This is a genomic window from Pseudomonas sp. OG7, from assembly GCF_014192825.1.
Taxonomy (GTDB): domain Bacteria; phylum Pseudomonadota; class Gammaproteobacteria; order Pseudomonadales; family Pseudomonadaceae; genus Aquipseudomonas; species Aquipseudomonas monteilii.
Window position 1 is genome coordinate 619,907 of record NZ_JACHYK010000001.1, and the last position, 16,061, is coordinate 635,967.

The 16,061-nt window shown below is 62.7% G+C and carries 13 protein-coding genes; 12 read left to right on the forward strand and 1 reads right to left on the reverse strand.

From position 1 onward, the window contains the following. The first annotated feature begins 13 nt into the window (after window positions 1-13). The 9 genes from putP (at window position 14) to FHW75_RS02900 (ending at window position 10,785) form a co-directional block, all read left to right on the forward strand. Window positions 14-1,492, forward strand: a complete 1,479-nt coding sequence (putP, locus tag FHW75_RS02860) for a sodium/proline symporter PutP (RefSeq protein ID WP_019097676.1) — start codon at window positions 14-16, stop codon at window positions 1,490-1,492. Window positions 1,493-1,598: 106 nt separating this feature from the next. Continuing rightward, entirely contained in the window at window positions 1,599-2,435 is an 837-nt protein-coding gene (locus tag FHW75_RS02865; protein ID WP_016712364.1) for a 23S rRNA (adenine(2030)-N(6))-methyltransferase RlmJ, read from the forward strand. Window positions 2,436-2,644: 209 nt separating this feature from the next. Continuing rightward, window positions 2,645-4,402 (forward strand): carbamoyltransferase, encoded by a 1,758-nt coding sequence (locus FHW75_RS02870; RefSeq protein WP_016712363.1) that lies wholly within the window; start codon window positions 2,645-2,647, stop codon window positions 4,400-4,402. After that, window positions 4,386-5,516: a glycosyltransferase gene (locus tag FHW75_RS02875; protein ID WP_019097677.1), complete on the forward strand. Its 1,131-nt coding sequence runs from the start codon at window positions 4,386-4,388 to the stop codon at window positions 5,514-5,516. Before FHW75_RS02870 ends, FHW75_RS02875 begins: the two co-directional genes overlap by 17 nt. Continuing rightward, window positions 5,516-6,412, forward strand: a complete 897-nt coding sequence (locus FHW75_RS02880; protein WP_019097678.1) for an antimicrobial resistance protein Mig-14 — start codon at window positions 5,516-5,518, stop codon at window positions 6,410-6,412. Before FHW75_RS02875 ends, FHW75_RS02880 begins: the two co-directional genes overlap by 1 nt. Then, entirely contained in the window at window positions 6,409-7,812 is a 1,404-nt protein-coding gene (locus FHW75_RS02885; RefSeq protein WP_089229921.1) for a PIG-L deacetylase family protein, read from the forward strand. Before FHW75_RS02880 ends, FHW75_RS02885 begins: the two co-directional genes overlap by 4 nt. A gap of 48 nt (window positions 7,813-7,860) precedes the next feature. Beyond that, the gene (locus FHW75_RS02890; protein ID WP_019097680.1) at window positions 7,861-8,817 is read left to right on the forward strand and encodes a glycosyltransferase; all 957 of its coding nucleotides are present in this window, start codon (window positions 7,861-7,863) and stop codon (window positions 8,815-8,817) included. A gap of 65 nt (window positions 8,818-8,882) precedes the next feature. Further along, window positions 8,883-9,656, forward strand: a complete 774-nt coding sequence (locus FHW75_RS02895) for a glycosyltransferase family 2 protein (RefSeq protein WP_019097681.1) — start codon at window positions 8,883-8,885, stop codon at window positions 9,654-9,656. Between the two features lie 37 nt (window positions 9,657-9,693). Further along, complete coding sequence (locus FHW75_RS02900; RefSeq protein ID WP_019097682.1) at window positions 9,694-10,785, forward strand: glycosyltransferase; 1,092 nt, start codon at window positions 9,694-9,696, stop codon at window positions 10,783-10,785. Window positions 10,786-10,788: 3 nt separating this feature from the next. On the opposite strand, the gene FHW75_RS02905 is transcribed toward FHW75_RS02900, so the two are convergent. Continuing rightward, the gene (locus tag FHW75_RS02905; RefSeq protein WP_019097683.1) at window positions 10,789-11,394 is read right to left on the reverse strand and encodes a hypothetical protein; all 606 of its coding nucleotides are present in this window, start codon (window positions 11,392-11,394) and stop codon (window positions 10,789-10,791) included. 100 nt (window positions 11,395-11,494) lie between these two features. On the opposite strand from FHW75_RS02905, the gene FHW75_RS02910 reads away from it, so the two are divergent. The 3 genes from FHW75_RS02910 (at window position 11,495) to hldE (ending at window position 16,046) form a co-directional block, all read left to right on the forward strand. Beyond that, a complete protein-coding gene (locus FHW75_RS02910) occupies window positions 11,495-12,670 on the forward strand; it encodes an O-antigen ligase (protein WP_019097684.1) in 1,176 nt (391 codons plus the stop codon). A gap of 15 nt (window positions 12,671-12,685) precedes the next feature. Next, window positions 12,686-14,494, forward strand: a complete 1,809-nt coding sequence (msbA, locus tag FHW75_RS02915; RefSeq protein WP_019097685.1) for a lipid A export permease/ATP-binding protein MsbA — start codon at window positions 12,686-12,688, stop codon at window positions 14,492-14,494. 130 nt (window positions 14,495-14,624) lie between these two features. After that, window positions 14,625-16,046: a bifunctional D-glycero-beta-D-manno-heptose-7-phosphate kinase/D-glycero-beta-D-manno-heptose 1-phosphate adenylyltransferase HldE gene (gene hldE, locus FHW75_RS02920; protein WP_019097686.1), complete on the forward strand. Its 1,422-nt coding sequence runs from the start codon at window positions 14,625-14,627 to the stop codon at window positions 16,044-16,046. Window positions 16,047-16,061 lie beyond the last annotated feature (15 nt).

Below are 16,061 nucleotides of genomic sequence, written 5' to 3' on the forward strand. Positions count from 1 at the left end.
CCAGGGCACACGTATGGGCAACCCACTAACGATCACCTTCGTGATCTACATCGCGGCAATGGTGCTGATCGGCTTCGCTGCCTATCGCTCCACCAACAACCTTTCCGACTATATCCTCGGCGGTCGTAGCCTGGGCAGCGTGGTGACCGCGCTTTCCGCTGGCGCTTCCGACATGAGCGGCTGGCTGCTCATGGGCCTGCCGGGCGCCATCTACTTCTCCGGTCTTTCCGAGGCCTGGATCGCCATCGGTCTCACCGTCGGTGCCTATCTGAACTGGCTGTTCGTCGCCGGCCGCCTGCGCGTGCAGACCGAGCACAACGGTGATGCACTGACCCTGCCGGATTACTTCTCCAGCCGCTTCGAAGACAACAGCGGCCTGTTGCGGATCATCTCGGCCATCGTCATCCTGGTGTTCTTCACCATCTATTGCGCCTCTGGCATCGTTGCCGGTGCCCGCCTGTTCGAAAGCACCTTCGGCATGTCGTATGAAACTGCCCTGTGGGCGGGGGCTGCGGCCACGATTGCCTACACCTTCGTGGGTGGCTTCCTGGCAGTGAGCTGGACCGACACCGTGCAAGCGTCGCTGATGATCTTCGCGCTCATCCTCACCCCGGTGATCGTGCTGATCTCGACCGGTGGCTTCGACACCACCTTCGCCGCCATCGACGCGGTGAACCCGGCCAACTTCGACATGCTCAAGGGCGCGACCTTCGTCGGTATCATCTCGTTGATGGGCTGGGGTCTGGGCTATTTCGGCCAGCCGCACATCCTGGCGCGCTTCATGGCTGCCGACTCGGTGAAGTCGATTGCCAACGCTCGCCGTATCTCCATGACCTGGATGATCCTGTGCCTGGCCGGTACCTGTGCCGTGGGCTTCTTCGGTATCGCCTACTTCTCGGCGCACCCTGACCTGGCGGGTCCGGTCACTGAAAACCGCGAGCGTGTGTTCATCGAGCTGGCCAAGATCCTGTTCAACCCATGGATTGCCGGTGTGCTGCTGTCGGCCATTCTGGCGGCAGTAATGAGCACCCTGAGCTGCCAGCTGCTGGTGTGCTCCAGTGCCCTGACCGAAGACTTCTACAAAGCCTTCCTGCGTAAGAACGCCTCGCAGGGTGAGCTGGTGTGGGTTGGCCGCCTGATGGTGCTGGCCGTTGCGCTGATCGCCATCGCCATGGCCGCAAACCCGGAAAACCGCGTGCTGGGCCTGGTGGCCTACGCCTGGGCTGGCTTCGGTGCGGCCTTCGGCCCGGTAGTGCTTATTTCGGTACTGTGGAAAGGCATGACCCGTAACGGCGCGCTGGCCGGTATCGTGGTGGGCGCGCTGACCGTGATCCTGTGGAAGAACTTCGACACCCTCGGGCTGTACGAAATCATCCCGGGCTTCCTGTTCGCCAGCATCGCCATTGTGCTGGTGAGCAAGCTGGGCAGCCCGTCGCAGTCGATGGTCAAGCGCTTCGAAACCGCTGATGCGGCTTATCACGCTGACAAGTAATACCCGTTGAATCGGCGGCGCCTGCTTCGCGGGCGCCACCGATCAGCAGCAAGGCCTGACTCCGCCTGCAAGGCAAGGTAAACTTGCCACCCCCGCAGGAGTTGCCATGAACTATCGTCACGCCTTCCACGCCGGCAACCACGCCGACGTCCTCAAACACATCGTGCTGACCCGCCTCATCGCCCTGATGTCGCGCAAGGAGCAGCCGTTCGCCTACATCGATACCCACGCAGGGCTTGGTCTGTACGACCTGCAAGGCGACCAGGCAACCCGTACCGGCGAGTATCTGGAAGGCGTTGCCCGCTTGTGGAATCGTGACGACCTGCCAGCGATGGCTGCCGATTACCTGCGCGTCATCAAGCGCCTGAACGCCGACGGCGAGCTGCGTTACTACCCCGGTTCGCCCGAGCTGGCCCGTCGCCTGATGCGCCAGCAGGACCGTGCCCTGCTCAACGAGAAGCACCCCGAAGACGGGCCGCTGCTCAAGGAGAACATGAAAAAAGACCCGCGCGTGGTCGTGCATCTGGGTGAAGGCTGGCATGTGCCGCGGGCCTTGCTGCCGGTGCAGGAAAAGCGCGCGATCATGCTGATCGACCCGCCGTTCGAGCAGGCCGATGAGCTCAAGCGCTGCACCAATGCCATGAAAGAGGCGATTGGCCGCATGCGCCAGACTGTTGCGGCCATCTGGTACCCGATCAAGGACCAGCGCTCGCTGACTCGCTACTACCAGGACCTGACCAGCACCGGTGCGCCGAAACTGCTGCGGGTCGAGCTGTATGTGCATCATCAGGACAGCCCGCAGGGGCTCAATGGCTCTGGCCTGGCCATTGCCAATCCACCGTGGGGGCTGGAAGAAGAGCTCAAGGAGCTGCTGCCTTGGCTGGCCAAGGAGTTGGCGCAGACCGATGGCAGCTACCGTATGGACTGGTTGATCGCCGAGTAAGCAGCTGTCTCCTATCCCTTGTGGGAGCAGGCTTGTCCCGCGAAGCAGGCGACGCGGTGTATGGCACCGGCTTTGCCGGTGTTCGCGGGGCAAGCCAGCTCCCACAACGACCGCGCAGTTCCTGATCTTTGCGTTATAATCCCGCCCTTTAGCCGCCACCCGCCCAAGAGGCCGCTGGCGCATTTTTACCGAATGAAGAGGCTAATCCCTTGGCATTGACGATCCTTGGCCTGTCCGGCGCCCTTAGCCATGACCCTTCCGCGGCCCTGTACATTGACGGCAAGCTGATTGCCGCCGCCGAAGAAGAGCGCTTCGTGCGTGACAAGCATGCGAAGAACCGCATGCCCTACGAGTCGGCGAAGTTCTGCCTGGAACAGGCAGGCATCAAGCCGTCCGACGTCGACGTGGTAGCCATCCCGTTCGCCCCGATCAGCCTGTTCGGCAAGGCGCGCTGGCACTATGCCAAGCGCTACTGGTACGCCCCGGATCGTGCCCTCGACGCCATCCTGATGGGCAACCGTCGCTACAAGCGCTACCGCAAGAAGATCGTCTGGTGCCTGGAGCAGCTGGGCTTCGACCCGAAAAAGGTCAAGATCGAGCCGGTCGAGCACCACCTGGCTCATGCCTCCAGTGCCTACCACTGCTCGGGCTTCAAGGAAAAAACCGCCATCCTCGGCATCGACGGTAAAGGCGAATACGCCACCACCTTCTTTGGCTACGGCGAAAACGGCAAGATCCACAAGATCAAGGAGTTCTTCGACCCGGACTCCCTGGGTGGCCTGTACGGCGCGATTACCGAGTTCCTCGGCTTCGAAATGCTCGACGGCGAGTTCAAGGTCATGGGCATGGCGCCGTATGGCGATGCCAGCAAGTACGACTTCTCGCGCCTGGCCAGCTTCGAAAACGGCGAACTGGTGATCAACACCGAGTATGCCAACGTTATCGGCCTGCGCCGCTATAAAGAGAAGGGCAAGGGCTTCTACTTCTCGCCGAAGCTGATCGAATGGCTGGGCCCCAAGCGCGAAGGCGACATCGCCGACGAGCCGTACATTCATTACGCGGCCAGCATGCAGGCGCTGTTCGAGAAACTGGCGCTGCAGATGATCGACCACTACCTGGGCGACACCCTGCGTGAAACCGGCAAGCTGGCCTTCGCCGGCGGCTGCGCGCTGAACGTGAAACTGAACCAGAAGATCATCGCCCGTCCGGACGTGAAAGAGCTGTTCGTCCAGCCGGCTTCCGGCGACGCCGGTACTGCCGTCGGCGCCGCAGCCTATGTTTCCCATGCCCGTGGCGTACCGGTCGAGAAGATGGAACACGTCTACCTCGGCCCGTCGTACTCCAACGAAGACGTGATCGCGGCCTGCGCCCGTCACCCGAACCAGCCGAAGTGGCGCAAGCTGGAGAACATGCCCCAGCAGATCGCCCAGATCATGGTCGACGGCAACCCGGTGGCCTGGTTCCAGGGCCGCATGGAGTTTGGCCCGCGCGCCCTCGGTGGTCGTTCTATCATCGGCTGCCCGAGCGTTGAGGGCGTGGCTGACCGCATCAATCACCAGATCAAGTTCCGCGAACGCTGGAGACCTTTCTGCCCGTCGATGCTCGACACCGTTGCCCCGCAGATGATCAAGGTCGACCACCCGGCGCCATTCATGACCTTCACCTTCGAAGTGGCTGAAGAGTGGAAAACCCGCGTCCCGGAAGTGGTCCACGAGGACGGTACTTCGCGTGCACAGGTGCTCAAGCGTGAGTACAACCCACGCTACTACGACATGATGAAGGCGCTGGAAGACCTGACCGGCAACGGCGTGTCGCTGAACACCTCGCTGAACCGCCGTGGTGAGCCGATGATCTGCTCGCCGACCGATGCCCTGAACATGTTCTTCGGCTCGGACCTGCAGTACCTGATCATGGAAGACATCCTGGTCGTGAAGGACGGCGCTGCCGCCTATGACCAGCCGCTCTGAACCGCGCATCCTGCAGTTCTGCCATGGCTATGACGGGCCTTTCCTGGATTGCGCCCGTCAGTACGCCAGCCTGTTCCAGGGCCGTGGCTACCAGGTCACCACGGTGTTCCTTACCGGCGCTGCCGACCCGCAGGTAGCGGCGGGCTGCGCGTCGGACGAGGTGCTGTTCCTGGCGTTCAGCTCCAAGGCCGTGCGTGGCCTGAAGCTCGGCGCCATCCGTGCCTTGCGGCGGATCGCGGCCGAGCGCAATTTCGCGTTCTGCATTGCTCACCGCTTCAAGCCGATCTACGTGGCCCTGCTGGGCACCGGCCTGCCGGTGATTGGCGTGCATCATGCCTTTGGCGACTACGAGCGCAAAGGCCGCCGTTTGTTCGCCAACCTGTTCAGCAAGCGCCTGAGCTTGCTGGGCGTGTCGGACGCCGTGCGTGACGATATGCGCCGCTGCCTGCCGCAGTGGCCGGCCGAACGCATCCAGACCCTGTACAACCGCATCGATATCGACGCCCTGCAAGCGGCACTGGTGCCGCGCGCCGAAGCACGCCAGGCCTTGGGCCTGGATGCACAGGCATGGATCGTCGGCAATGTCGGGCGCCTGCACCCCGACAAAGACCAGGCAACCCTGTTGCGTGGTTTTGCTCAGGCGTTGCCAGGGCTGCCAGCGGGCGCCCGTCTGGCGATTCTCGGCAAGGGCCGGCTGGAGGCCAAGCTCAAGGCTCAGGCCGCCGAGCTGGGCATTGCCGGGCAAGTGGACTTCCTGGGCCAGGTGCCGGATGCACGGCGCTATTTCCAGGCGTTCGACGTGTTTGCCCTGAGCTCTGACCATGAGCCGTTCGGCATGGTCCTGCTCGAAGCCATGGTCGCCGGTGTGCCGGTGCTCGCCACGGCATGCGGCGGGGCTCGCGAAGTGGTCGAGGGTGTGGGGGTGCTGTTCCCGCTGGGCGATGCTGCACAGTTGGCGCAGGGGCTGAAGCATCTGGCCGTGCTGGACGGCGAGCAGCGCCAGGCCTGTGCCGAGCACATGCTGCAGCGTCTGCGTGAACGCTTCTCCGACCACGCGGTGCGTGAGGCCTTCTGGCAGCTGCCGCAAGTGCGTGCGCTGGTGGAGCAGGCCTGATGCTCAATCGAATCCAGGCCTTCCGCGAACGCGGTTGGCAAGTTATAGATGCCAAGGCCTATGCCGAGGCATGGGCGCGCTTTGGTGGCAGTGTTGCCACTCATCCGCTGGTGGTCGAACAGCTGGCAGACCTGGCACAGATCCCGGTGCGATACCTGGGCTGGCATCAGGCGGGTGAGCTGAAGGCCGCCATCCCGACCTGGGGGCGTCACCTGGCGCTGTCCAAGGATGTGCTCAAGCGTGCTGGCAAGAAAGCCCTGTTCGATCTGGGCAATGCCGAAATCATCCTGCCGGCGGCAGCCGATGCCGCTGCACCGCTGCGGCATGCCGCGCGCTACCTCTCCGATCTGAACCAGGGCCGCTTCAGCGGCCTCAAGGCGCAGAAGGAACAGCTGGCCATGGCCCGCGCCCCTGAAGACCTGTCGAAAAAATTCCGCTACAACCAGCGCCGCGAACTGCGCCTGCTGGAAGAAGCAGGTGGCCTGGTACGCCCGATCAGCGACTTCAGTGCGCAGGAAATCGCCAGCATGTACTGCGACCTGTTCCAGCGCCGCTGGGGCTTCCCGGCCACCGGTGCCGAGCACATGGCCCAGGTGCTGGAGCGCCTGCAAGCGCTGCTGATCGGCTCGGTACTGCTGCTGGATGGCAAGCCGATTGCCATTCAGCTGGTGTACCGCGTCGAAGCGCCGGAATGGATCAGCGTCGAGTACATCAATGGCGGCGTAGACCCTGAAACCAAGGCTTTCAGCCCGGGTAGCGTGCTGAGCTTCCTCAATACCCAGGCCGCCTGGGAAGACGCCCGTACGCGCAACAAGCCACTGCGGTTCTCGTTCGGCCGTGCCGACCGCGAGTACAAGGACCGCTGGTGCAACCCTGTGCCGGTGTACCAGGCGTGAGCCGCAAGCAGCAGTTGCTCAAGCGCCACCGGCGCAACAAGCGCCTGGGCTTGCTGACGAGCCTGGTTGCGTTGGTCGCCTTGGGGTTTTTCAGCTGGTGGTGGCTGCCGTTGCTGCTGTTGCCGCTGGTCTGGGCGGCTCACGAAGCCTGGTTTGCCGACCATCTGTTCTACGCCCCGGGCGAGGATTACGCCTACGACTTCGGTGAACAGGCGCGGGAAGTGCCTGCCAGCCTGCGCGATGGCCGGCTCCAGGCCGATTGCGTGCTGCAGGGTGACGAAACCCTCATGCTTGAGCTGCAGGTAAAAAGCTCCTGGCTGGGGCGGTTTCTCGACCCTCGGGTAGAGCTGGATGCTGCTGAGCAGGCTGACCGGCAAACGTTCGAGCGTGGTGTTGATGGCGTACGTTTTCTCAACCTGACCGGCCTGGCCGTGCCCTTGCAAGCGGGTACCTTGCGCCTGCGCGGTCGTCATTGCCGGCTGCAAGGCCAGCCGCGCCTGTGGATAACCCCCGCTGTCGAGCTGCAACGTCGCCGGGTGATGGTGATCGCGCCGCACGCCGATGACGCCGAGCTGGCTGCATATGGCCTCTACAGCCAAGCCGACGAAACCTGGGTGGTCACCCTGACAGCTGGCGAGATCGAAGCCGAACACTACCAGCAGATGGGCCTGCCAAAAGCCGAGGCCGCCCGCCTGAAGGGCCGCTTGCGTGCCTGGGACAGCATCGCCGTGCCGCGCTGGGCTGGTGTGCCGGAGTCACGTTGTGTGCAGTTGGGTTACTTCTGCCTGCAACTGCCTGCCATGCAGGCCGCGCCCGATCAGCCGGCTGCTTCCCGTGAAGCTGACCTGGCCGATATCCGCGTGTTCCGCCAGTTCAACCCGTTCCCGCTACCGGCCGACCGCGATGGCGCGCCAACCTGGCACAACCTGCTGGCCGACCTGCGGGCCTTGCTGGAAATGGCCAAGCCGGAAGTGTTGGTGATGCCGCACCCGCAACTCGACCCGCACCCCGATCACATCTGCGCCCAGGCGGCCGTGCTGGAGGCCCTGCAAGGCCTGGCCTGGCAGCCGCAGACCTTGTTGTGCTACGCCAATCACCTGCACGACAACGACCGCTGGCCGATGGGCGACAGTGGCGACGGCGTGGCCTTGCCGCCGCAGTTGAGCGCAGCCCAGGCCTGGGCACCCTGCAGCCTGGTGCTGGACCTGGCCACGCAGCGCGACAAGGCCATGGCCCTGGGCATGATGCACGACTTGCAGCCGCCGGCGCCCTTCAAGCGTCGCTTGCGCCGCCTGCTGCAGCGCTGGCTGGCCGGGCGGCGGCCCTCGCCTTACGGGGAGAACGAGTTCTTCCGCAAGGCCGTGCGCAGGCACGAACTGTTCTGGCGGCGTGAGCTGTAAGCACGCCCCATGGTTGACCGCGATGGCGCAGAGCGCCCAAGGAACGTTATGAAAGTCCTATTTCTGGTACAGAAGGAACAGCGGGCGATTCTCGACCGCCTGTACGACGGCGTCGCGGCCAACTGCGAGTGCGACCTGCGCTGGCTGAGCAGCGATGACCAGCGCAACCTGCGCCGCTACTTCAAGCGTGAAGTTCAGGTCGAGCGCTATGACCGCATTGTGTTCTTCCTGCGCTTCAAGCAGGAGATTCGCCAGGTGGCCTTCATCCGCACCGTGCCGAACCTGGTCATCCTGGAGCACGACGCCTACCAGAACTACATCCCGTGCAAGTACACCGGCAAGTTCAGCGCCCATTACCGGCAGCTGCCATGGGCGCGGGTCATCAGCTCGGGCTACATGGTCAGCGAACGCCTGCGCCAGGAAGGCTTCGATGCGGTATTCGTGCCCAAGGGCTATGACGAGCAACTGCTGGCCGACCAAGGGCGTGAGCGCGATATCGAACTGGCCTTCGTCGGCAGTGTCAACAGCGTGGCCTACAGCGGCCGCAAGGCGCTGCTGGACGAATTGGGGCAGGTCGAGAACCTGCTGGTTACCCGTACCAAGTCGGGCGAAGACTACTGCAACACGCTCAACCGTATCCGGTTCTTCGTCAGTGCCGACGTTGGCATGGGCGAATACATGATCAAGAATTTCGAAGCCATGGCCTGTGGCTGCGTATTGCTGGCATACGACCAGGGCGAGGAAGAGAACCGCGCGCTGGGCCTGCAGGACATGCACAACGTGGTGTTCTATGACAACATCCCGACCCTTCAGGAAAAGCTCCGCCGTTTGCGGGCAGACCCTGAACTGGCCCGGCAGATTGCAGAAAATGGCCGCCATCTGGCGGTTTCCCGTTTCAGTTTCGCCGCAGTTGGCCGTAGCATCGTCGACCACATGCGCCCGGCGCTGAGGCCCCATCCGCCCTTGTCTGCATGGCAGCGGTTGCGCCTGAAGCTGGGCATCTAAATAAGAGCTTTCACGCCCAGGAGCGGGTTGTTGAAGGCCGTTTGTCGCAATGCGGAGGGAGTCCGGTGCGCTTTTCAAATGAGAGTGACGTCACGCTCGTCGTGACCAGTTGTGGGCGGTTCGATCTGCTCAAAGATACCCTTGAGAGTTTCGACCGCTACAACACCGCGCCCATTCGCGAGGTATTCATCACCGAAGATTCCGGTGACGATGCTGTGCATGCCGCTGTGCCAGAGCACTGGAAACCGCACTGCAAGGTGTTCGTTAACCGGCCCAAGCTTGGCCAGTTGCCGTCTATCGACCTGGCTTACAGCCACGTCAAGACGCCGTACATCTTCCACTGCGAGGACGACTGGCATTTCTATCGCCAAGGCTTTGTCGAAGACTCGCGGGCCATTCTGGATGTGAGCCCCAACCTGTTGCAGGTGTGGCTGCGCAGTCATGCTCACGACCTGGCCATCCATAGCCCTTACATCCACTTGGGCGATCGGCAGGTGATCGCGGGTGTGCCTTGCTACCCGCTGCTGTCCGACAAGGCTGAATGGCAGGCGTTTTCGCTCAACCCCGGTCTGCGGCGTTTGAGTGATTACCAGCGCTGCGCGCCATTTGCCGCCTATGCTGGAGAGAAGGCGCTTTCCCGACGCTACGCTGAGTTAAATCTGACAGCGGTCACCTTGGAGGGTGATGCAGTATTGCACACTGGATTCGGTAATCACGTGACCTTGCCCATCGAAGTGGAGCGCAAGGCCAAACGCCGTCAACGTGATCGAATCAAACTGGCATTGACGCTGGTGACGGGTGCCTTGATCGGCATGGGTATCACCATTTTTGTTCAATGAAGTCGCTGTCCCACCTGACATGAGCGGGAGAGGGCCCATGAACATCGTCAATATGATGTGGGCGGGTGGAACGCCGTACATGTCCATCCACAAGGTGCATCGCCAAGTGCTGTCGCACGCAGGTACCGATGCCCGGATCAGTAACTGGTTGCTGCTGGGAAGCGGGTTGTGTTGCGGGCTTGGCTCGACCCGGGAGTGGCACATGCCACTGCGTGCGCTGAAAGGACGGCACCTGTGGCGCCTGTTGCGGCCCTGGTTGCGCTTGCGTTTGCGCAAGGCGCTGGCCGAGGCCAACGCTGAGGTCGTGCTGCTCGACGGTATTGGCGTCGCGCGGCTGGTGCTGCCGCTGTTGCAGAACAGTCCCCAGGTTCGGGCAAAGGTGCTGTTCCATGGCAAGACGCGCCTGAGCAGTAGCGATGTACGCTTGTTGCGTATGTTCCCCGCCGAGCGCCTGAGCATCGCAGCGGTGTCGCATACGCTGGCCGAATCACTGGAGCACGACTTGGGCAGGCCGGTGCAGACCCTGCGCATGGCGCTTGACCCGTTAGCGTTCGTCGAGCCGTTGTTGAGCCGTGACAGGGCCAGGCAGGCGCTGCAGTTGCCTGCTGCGACCGGGGTGATGCTGGGCGCGGTGGGGCGGTTGGTGGAAAGCAAAGGCTTCGAGATGCTGATCGAGGCGTTTGCCCGGGCCAGCACACATCAGCCGGACCTGCAGTTGGCCATTATTGGCGAAGGCCCTCTGCACGCCGTGCTGCAAGAGCGTATCGATGCACTGGGCCTGGCCGCGCGCGTTCACCTGTGCGGTCACCGTGAAGACCTGCAGCAGTTGTATCGGGCGTTCGATTGGCTACTGGTGCCTTCTCGCTCTGAAGGCCTGGGGCTGGTGGTGCAGGAGGCGGTCATGGCCGACGTGCCGGTGGTGTGCAGCGACCTGCAAGTGTTTCGCGAACAGTTGCAGGATACCGGCGGTTACCTGCCGGTAGCCGATGAAGGGGCATGGGCCGAGGCAATCGAACGATGCACATCCCTCAGCGCCCGGACGGTAGCCGCCCGGCAGCGTCAGGCGCTGGCGCCGGAGCAAGCCTGGCAGGCCTTCTGCAATGGCTCGCAGAGCTTGCTGCGAAACTGACGTTCAGCGTGCCAGCAGGGCAGCCTCGAACGCAGCGAGGGGGAACCGGTCACCCAGGTTCTCCCGCTCGATATAGCGCACCATGTGCTGCACATTGCGACGAATCATGCGTGCCGACAACGGCGGGCGCAGGAAACGCATGTCGGCCACGTCGATCAGGCCCAGGCGCTGGTCGGGGGTAACCACCACGTTGCCCAGGTGCAGCGAGCGGAAGTACACACCGCTGTGGTGCAGCTGGCGAACCAGCTGAATCAGCTGCGGCAGGTAGGTATCCCAGCTGAACCCATCATCGCGCGACATTTGCAGCAGGGTACGCCCGGGCAGCGGGCGATACAGCACGGCGGTACGGCCTGGCAGGTCGAGCTTGTGCTGGCTGATCACCTCGAGCGTAGGGATGCCCAATTGTGCCAGGCGCGCAGCGTTATCGACGAAGCGCTGCGAGTAGGGGCGCAACAGTGCAGATGAAATCAGCCGCTTCCTACGAAAAACCTTGAGGAAATTTCCATCCTTGAGCAGGTAGACTTTGGCGCCATGGCTGTCTGCCTCAAGCACCTGTGCGCCTTGTGTCAGCTGATCGAAGTCGACCTGGGTGAGCCGGGAGCATTGCATGAATAGAGCCTTGTCGTCTGGCGAGCAAAATGACCGGCAATAATGCCGAAAATAATGCTGTTGCACCATGGATGGTGTCTTTGATTCATCGGGGGAAAGGATGTTGTATCAAAAAAACTGGGCACGGGCCTGGTTAGGTTTGGGTCTGGTCTGGTTCCTGGCAGCAATTGCCCTGGCACCGAGCAACAAGGTTTACCAGCAGGGGCTGGTGTTGTTTTTGTGGCTGCCAACGCTGGTACTGGCGTGGTCTGCCCGTGAAGTGCTGGTGCAAGCCTGGAGGCGCCAGCCAGCGCTGTGGGTGAGTGTGCTGCTGTTGTTGGCGTGGTGCGGGCTGAGCCTGGCCTGGTCGCCCGCAGAAGACCCAGGGCGCGAGATCAAGCGCCTTGTCTACATTCTGGTATTCCTGCTGGCATTCCCGCTGCTGGCGCAGCAAGGCAGGGCCCGCATTCGTCAGCTGTTGCTGCTTGGCAGCGGCCTGTTGGCCCTCGCCGCGCTGGTCTCGATCATCAATTTCTACGGTTTGCAGGGCAAATCGTTGCTGGCCCGTCTGGCAGGCATTGGCGAGATCTCGCACCCGATTCTGGGGGCTTATGTCATCGGCTCGGCGGTGCTCTTCTTGCTGTACGAGCCGCCGCGCCAGCGTGGCATGCAGCTGTTATGGCTGGGGGCGCTGGTCTGTCTGGGCGCGTTTGCCATGCTCAGCCAGAGCCGCGGGGCGATTCTGGCCCTGGTGATCACCGTGGTGATCGCGCCGCTGTGGTTCCGCGATCGCCACAGCCAGGTGTTTTCCATCCTCGCGCTGGTTGCCACCGGCCTTGCGTTCTTCGTCGTATACGACCTGATCGCCAAGCGCGGTTCGTCCTATCGGCCGGAAATCTTCAATGCCGTCATCGATATGATTGCCGCACACCCCTGGACCGGCCTGGGGCTGGGGGCTGCCTACGACGTAAGTGCCGTGGGTAAACACTTTGACCACACCCACAATATGTTCACCCATGTTGCCGTGGAAATGGGGATCCCTGGCATGTTGCTCTGGGTCATCGTGTGGTTGTTCACCCTCGGCGAAATCATCCGTGCGCGCGGTACACTGTTTGGCAAGATCCTTCTGGGGTTCTGGGTGTACTCGACCCTGGCCATGCAGTTCGATGCCGCCAGCCTCACCGGCACGCCGCGCGCCGAGTGGTTCATCAGCTGGCTGCCTGTCGGCCTTGCCATGATGCTGCCATGGGGGCGTGCCGAAAATGGCGCCTGTGGTAAAATTTCCGGTTCAACCTGAACAGCGAGCTCGATAATGGCCGAAACACCGCGACCGGCGGAGCACACCTCCAGCCTGAAGATCTACTTCCGGCTGCTGAGCTATGTGAAACCCTATGTCGGCATTTTCCTGCTGAGCATTGTCGGTTTCGTGATCTTTGCCTCGACCCAGCCAATGCTGGCGGGCATCCTCAAATACTTCGTCGATGGGCTGAGCAACCCCGAAGCGGTGTTGTTCCCCAACGTGCCCTACCTGCGCGACCTACAATTGTTGCAGGCAGTGCCGCTGCTGATCATCCTGATCGCCGCGTGGCAGGGCCTGGGTTCGTTCCTCGGCAACTACTTCTTGGCCAAGGTGTCCCTGTGCCTGGTGCATGACCTGCGGGTGGAGTTGTTCAACAAGCTGCTGGTGTTGCCCAACCGCTATTTCGACAACCATAACTCCGGGCACCTGATTTCGCGCATCACCTTCAACGTGACCATGGTCACCGGCGCGGCGACCGACGCCATCAAGGTGGTGATCCGCGAAGGCCTGACCGTGGTGTTCCTGTTCGCCTACCTGTTGTGGATGAACTGGCACCTGACCTTGGTGATGGTCGCCATCCTGCCGGTAATTGCGGTGATGGTCAGCGTTGCCAGCAAGAAATTCCGCAAGCAGAGCAAGAAGATCCAGGTGGCCATGGGTGATGTCACCCACGTTGCCTCGGAAACCATCCAGGGCTACCGCGTGGTGCGCAGCTTCGGTGGCGAAGCCTATGAGGAACAGCGCTTCGGCAAGGCCAGCCAGAGCAATACCGACAAGCAATTGCGCATGACCAAGACCGGCTCGCTCTACACGCCGATGCTGCAGCTGGTGATCTACAGCGCCATGGCCGCGCTCATGTTCCTGGTGCTGTTCCTGCGCGGTGACTCCACGGCTGGCGACCTGGTTGCCTATATCACCGCCGCCGGCCTGCTGCCCAAACCGATCCGCCAGCTTTCGGAAGTCAGCTCGACCATCCAGAAGGGCCTGGCCGGTGCAGAAAGCATCTTCGAGCAACTGGACGAAGAACCTGAGCTGGACACCGGTACTGTCGAGAAGGAGCGCGTGGAAGGGCGCCTGGAAGTGCGCAACCTGAGCTTCACCTACCCGGGTACCGAGCGCGAAGTGCTAAGCGACATCAGCTTTGTCGCCGAGCCAGGGCAAATGATCGCCCTGGTGGGCCGCTCCGGCAGCGGCAAGTCGACCCTGGCCGCGCTGATCCCGCGCTTCTATCACCACGACCAAGGGCAGATTCTGCTCGATGGCGTGGAAATCGAGAACTATCGCCTGCGTAACCTGCGCCGCCATGTTTCGCAGGTGACTCAGCACGTCACCTTGTTCAACGACACCGTGGCCAATAACATCGCCTACGGCGACCTGGCTGGCGCCCCGCGCGCAGATATCGAAGCTGCTGCGGCCGACGCCTACGCCAAGGAGTTCGTCGACCGGTTGCCCAAGGGCTTCGATACCGAAGTGGGTGAGAACGGTGTGCTGCTTTCCGGCGGCCAACGCCAGCGCCTGGCGATTGCCCGGGCGCTGCTGAAAAACGCACCGCTGCTGATTCTCGACGAAGCCACCTCGGCGCTGGATACCGAGTCCGAGCGGCACATCCAGGCTGCCCTGGACCATGTGATGCAAGGCCGCACCACGCTGGTGATCGCCCACCGCCTGTCGACCATCGAGAAGGCCGATCAGATCCTGGTCATGGATCAGGGCCGCCTGGTGGAGCGCGGCACCCATACCGAGCTGCTTGCGGCTAATGGCCATTATGCCCGCCTGCATGCGATGGGGCTGGATGAGCCGGCCAAGGCCGATATCACGTGAACCCTCCTTGATCGGGGCCATCATGGCCCCGATTGTCACGGGAATTTTCCGGGGACGATCTGGCCATAAAGCCGTCGACTACCCTGTGCTAATATCCTGCCCCTGTTCATTATTTCCATATGGGTTGCCCATGAAGTTGTCCATGCCGCGTTTCGATCAAGCCCCGGTACTGGTGGTCGGCGATGTCATGCTCGACCGCTACTGGCATGGCGGTACTTCGCGTATCTCGCCTGAGGCGCCAGTTCCGGTGGTCAAGGTCGATCAGATCGAAGATCGCCCAGGCGGTGCGGCCAACGTTGCCTTGAACATCGCTGCGCTGGGCGCGCCGGCTTCGCTGATCGGCGTCACCGGCCAGGATGAAGCTGCCGACAGCCTGGCCAACAGCCTGCAGGCTGCCGGTGTGCGTTCGGTGTTCCAGCGCATCGCGCACCAGCCGACCATCGTCAAGCTGCGGGTCATGAGCCGTCACCAGCAGTTGCTGCGTATCGATTTCGAAGAGCCGTTCGCCACCGACCCGCTGTCGCTGGGTGCGGAAGTCGACAGCTTGCTCGAAGGCGTCAAGGTGCTGGTCCTTTCCGACTACGGCAAGGGCGCACTGAAAAACCACCAGAGCCTGATCCAGGCGGCGCGAGCCAAGGGTATTCCGGTGCTGGCCGACCCCAAGGGCAAGGATTTCTCCATCTACCGCGGTGCTAGCCTGATCACCCCGAACCTCAGCGAGTTCGAGACCATCGTTGGCCGTTGCGCTGATGAGGCCGAGCTGGTTGCCAAAGGTGTGCAACTGCTGCAGGACCTGGACCTGGGCGCCTTGCTGGTGACCCGTGGTGAGCACGGCATGACCCTGCTGCGCACGGGGCAGCCGGCGCTGCACCTGCCGGCGCGGGCGCGCGAAGTGTTCGATGTGACCGGTGCCGGTGATACTGTCATCTCCACCCTTGCGGCGGCTATTGCGGCTGGCGAGGACCTGCCCCACGCGGTGGCGCTGGCCAACCTGGCGGCAGGCATCGTGGTTGGCAAGCTGGGTACGGCTGCGATCAGCGCCCCCGAACTGCGACGGGCCATCCAGCGTGAGGAAGGCTCCGAGCGCGGTGTGCTGGGCCTTGAGCAACTGCTGCTGGCCATCGATGATGCGCGGGCGCACAAAGAGAAGATCGTCTTCACCAATGGCTGCTTCGACATTCTGCATGCCGGGCATGTCACCTACCTTGAGCAGGCGCGGGCCCAGGGCGATCGCCTGATCGTCGCGGTCAACGACGATGCCTCGGTCAGCCGGCTCAAAGGGCCAGGGCGGCCCATCAACAGCGTCGACCGGCGCATGGCCGTTCTGGCCGGCCTGGGGGCGGTGGATTGGGTGATCAGTTTCCCTGAGGGCACGCCGGAAAACCTGCTGAGCCAGGTCAAGCCGGATGTGCTGGTCAAGGGTGGCGACTATGGCATCGACCAGGTGGTGGGCGCCGATATCGTCAAGGCCTATGGCGGTACCGTGAAGGTGCTGGGCCTGGTCGAAAACAGCTCGACCACGGCGATTGTCGAGAAGATTCGCAAGAACTGATAACGCTGGGGCTGC

Excerpts from the sequence above, each read along its gene's own strand:
- FHW75_RS02890 (WP_019097680.1), top strand. The coding sequence starts at position 7,861 with ATGAAAGTCCTATTTCTGGTACAGAAGGAACAGCGGGCGATTCTCGAC.
- FHW75_RS02865 (WP_016712364.1), top strand. The coding sequence starts at position 1,599 with ATGAACTATCGTCACGCCTTCCACGCCGGCAACCACGCCGACGTCCTC.
- FHW75_RS02905 (WP_019097683.1), bottom strand. The coding sequence starts at position 11,394 with ATGCAATGCTCCCGGCTCACCCAGGTCGACTTCGATCAGCTGACACAA.
- msbA (WP_019097685.1), top strand. The coding sequence starts at position 12,686 with ATGGCCGAAACACCGCGACCGGCGGAGCACACCTCCAGCCTGAAGATC.
- FHW75_RS02880 (WP_019097678.1), top strand. The coding sequence starts at position 5,516 with ATGCTCAATCGAATCCAGGCCTTCCGCGAACGCGGTTGGCAAGTTATA.
- hldE (WP_019097686.1), top strand. The coding sequence starts at position 14,625 with ATGAAGTTGTCCATGCCGCGTTTCGATCAAGCCCCGGTACTGGTGGTC.
- FHW75_RS02910 (WP_019097684.1), top strand. The coding sequence starts at position 11,495 with ATGTTGTATCAAAAAAACTGGGCACGGGCCTGGTTAGGTTTGGGTCTG.
- putP (WP_019097676.1), top strand. The coding sequence starts at position 14 with ATGGGCAACCCACTAACGATCACCTTCGTGATCTACATCGCGGCAATG.
- FHW75_RS02900 (WP_019097682.1), top strand. The coding sequence starts at position 9,694 with ATGAACATCGTCAATATGATGTGGGCGGGTGGAACGCCGTACATGTCC.
- FHW75_RS02875 (WP_019097677.1), top strand. The coding sequence starts at position 4,386 with ATGACCAGCCGCTCTGAACCGCGCATCCTGCAGTTCTGCCATGGCTAT.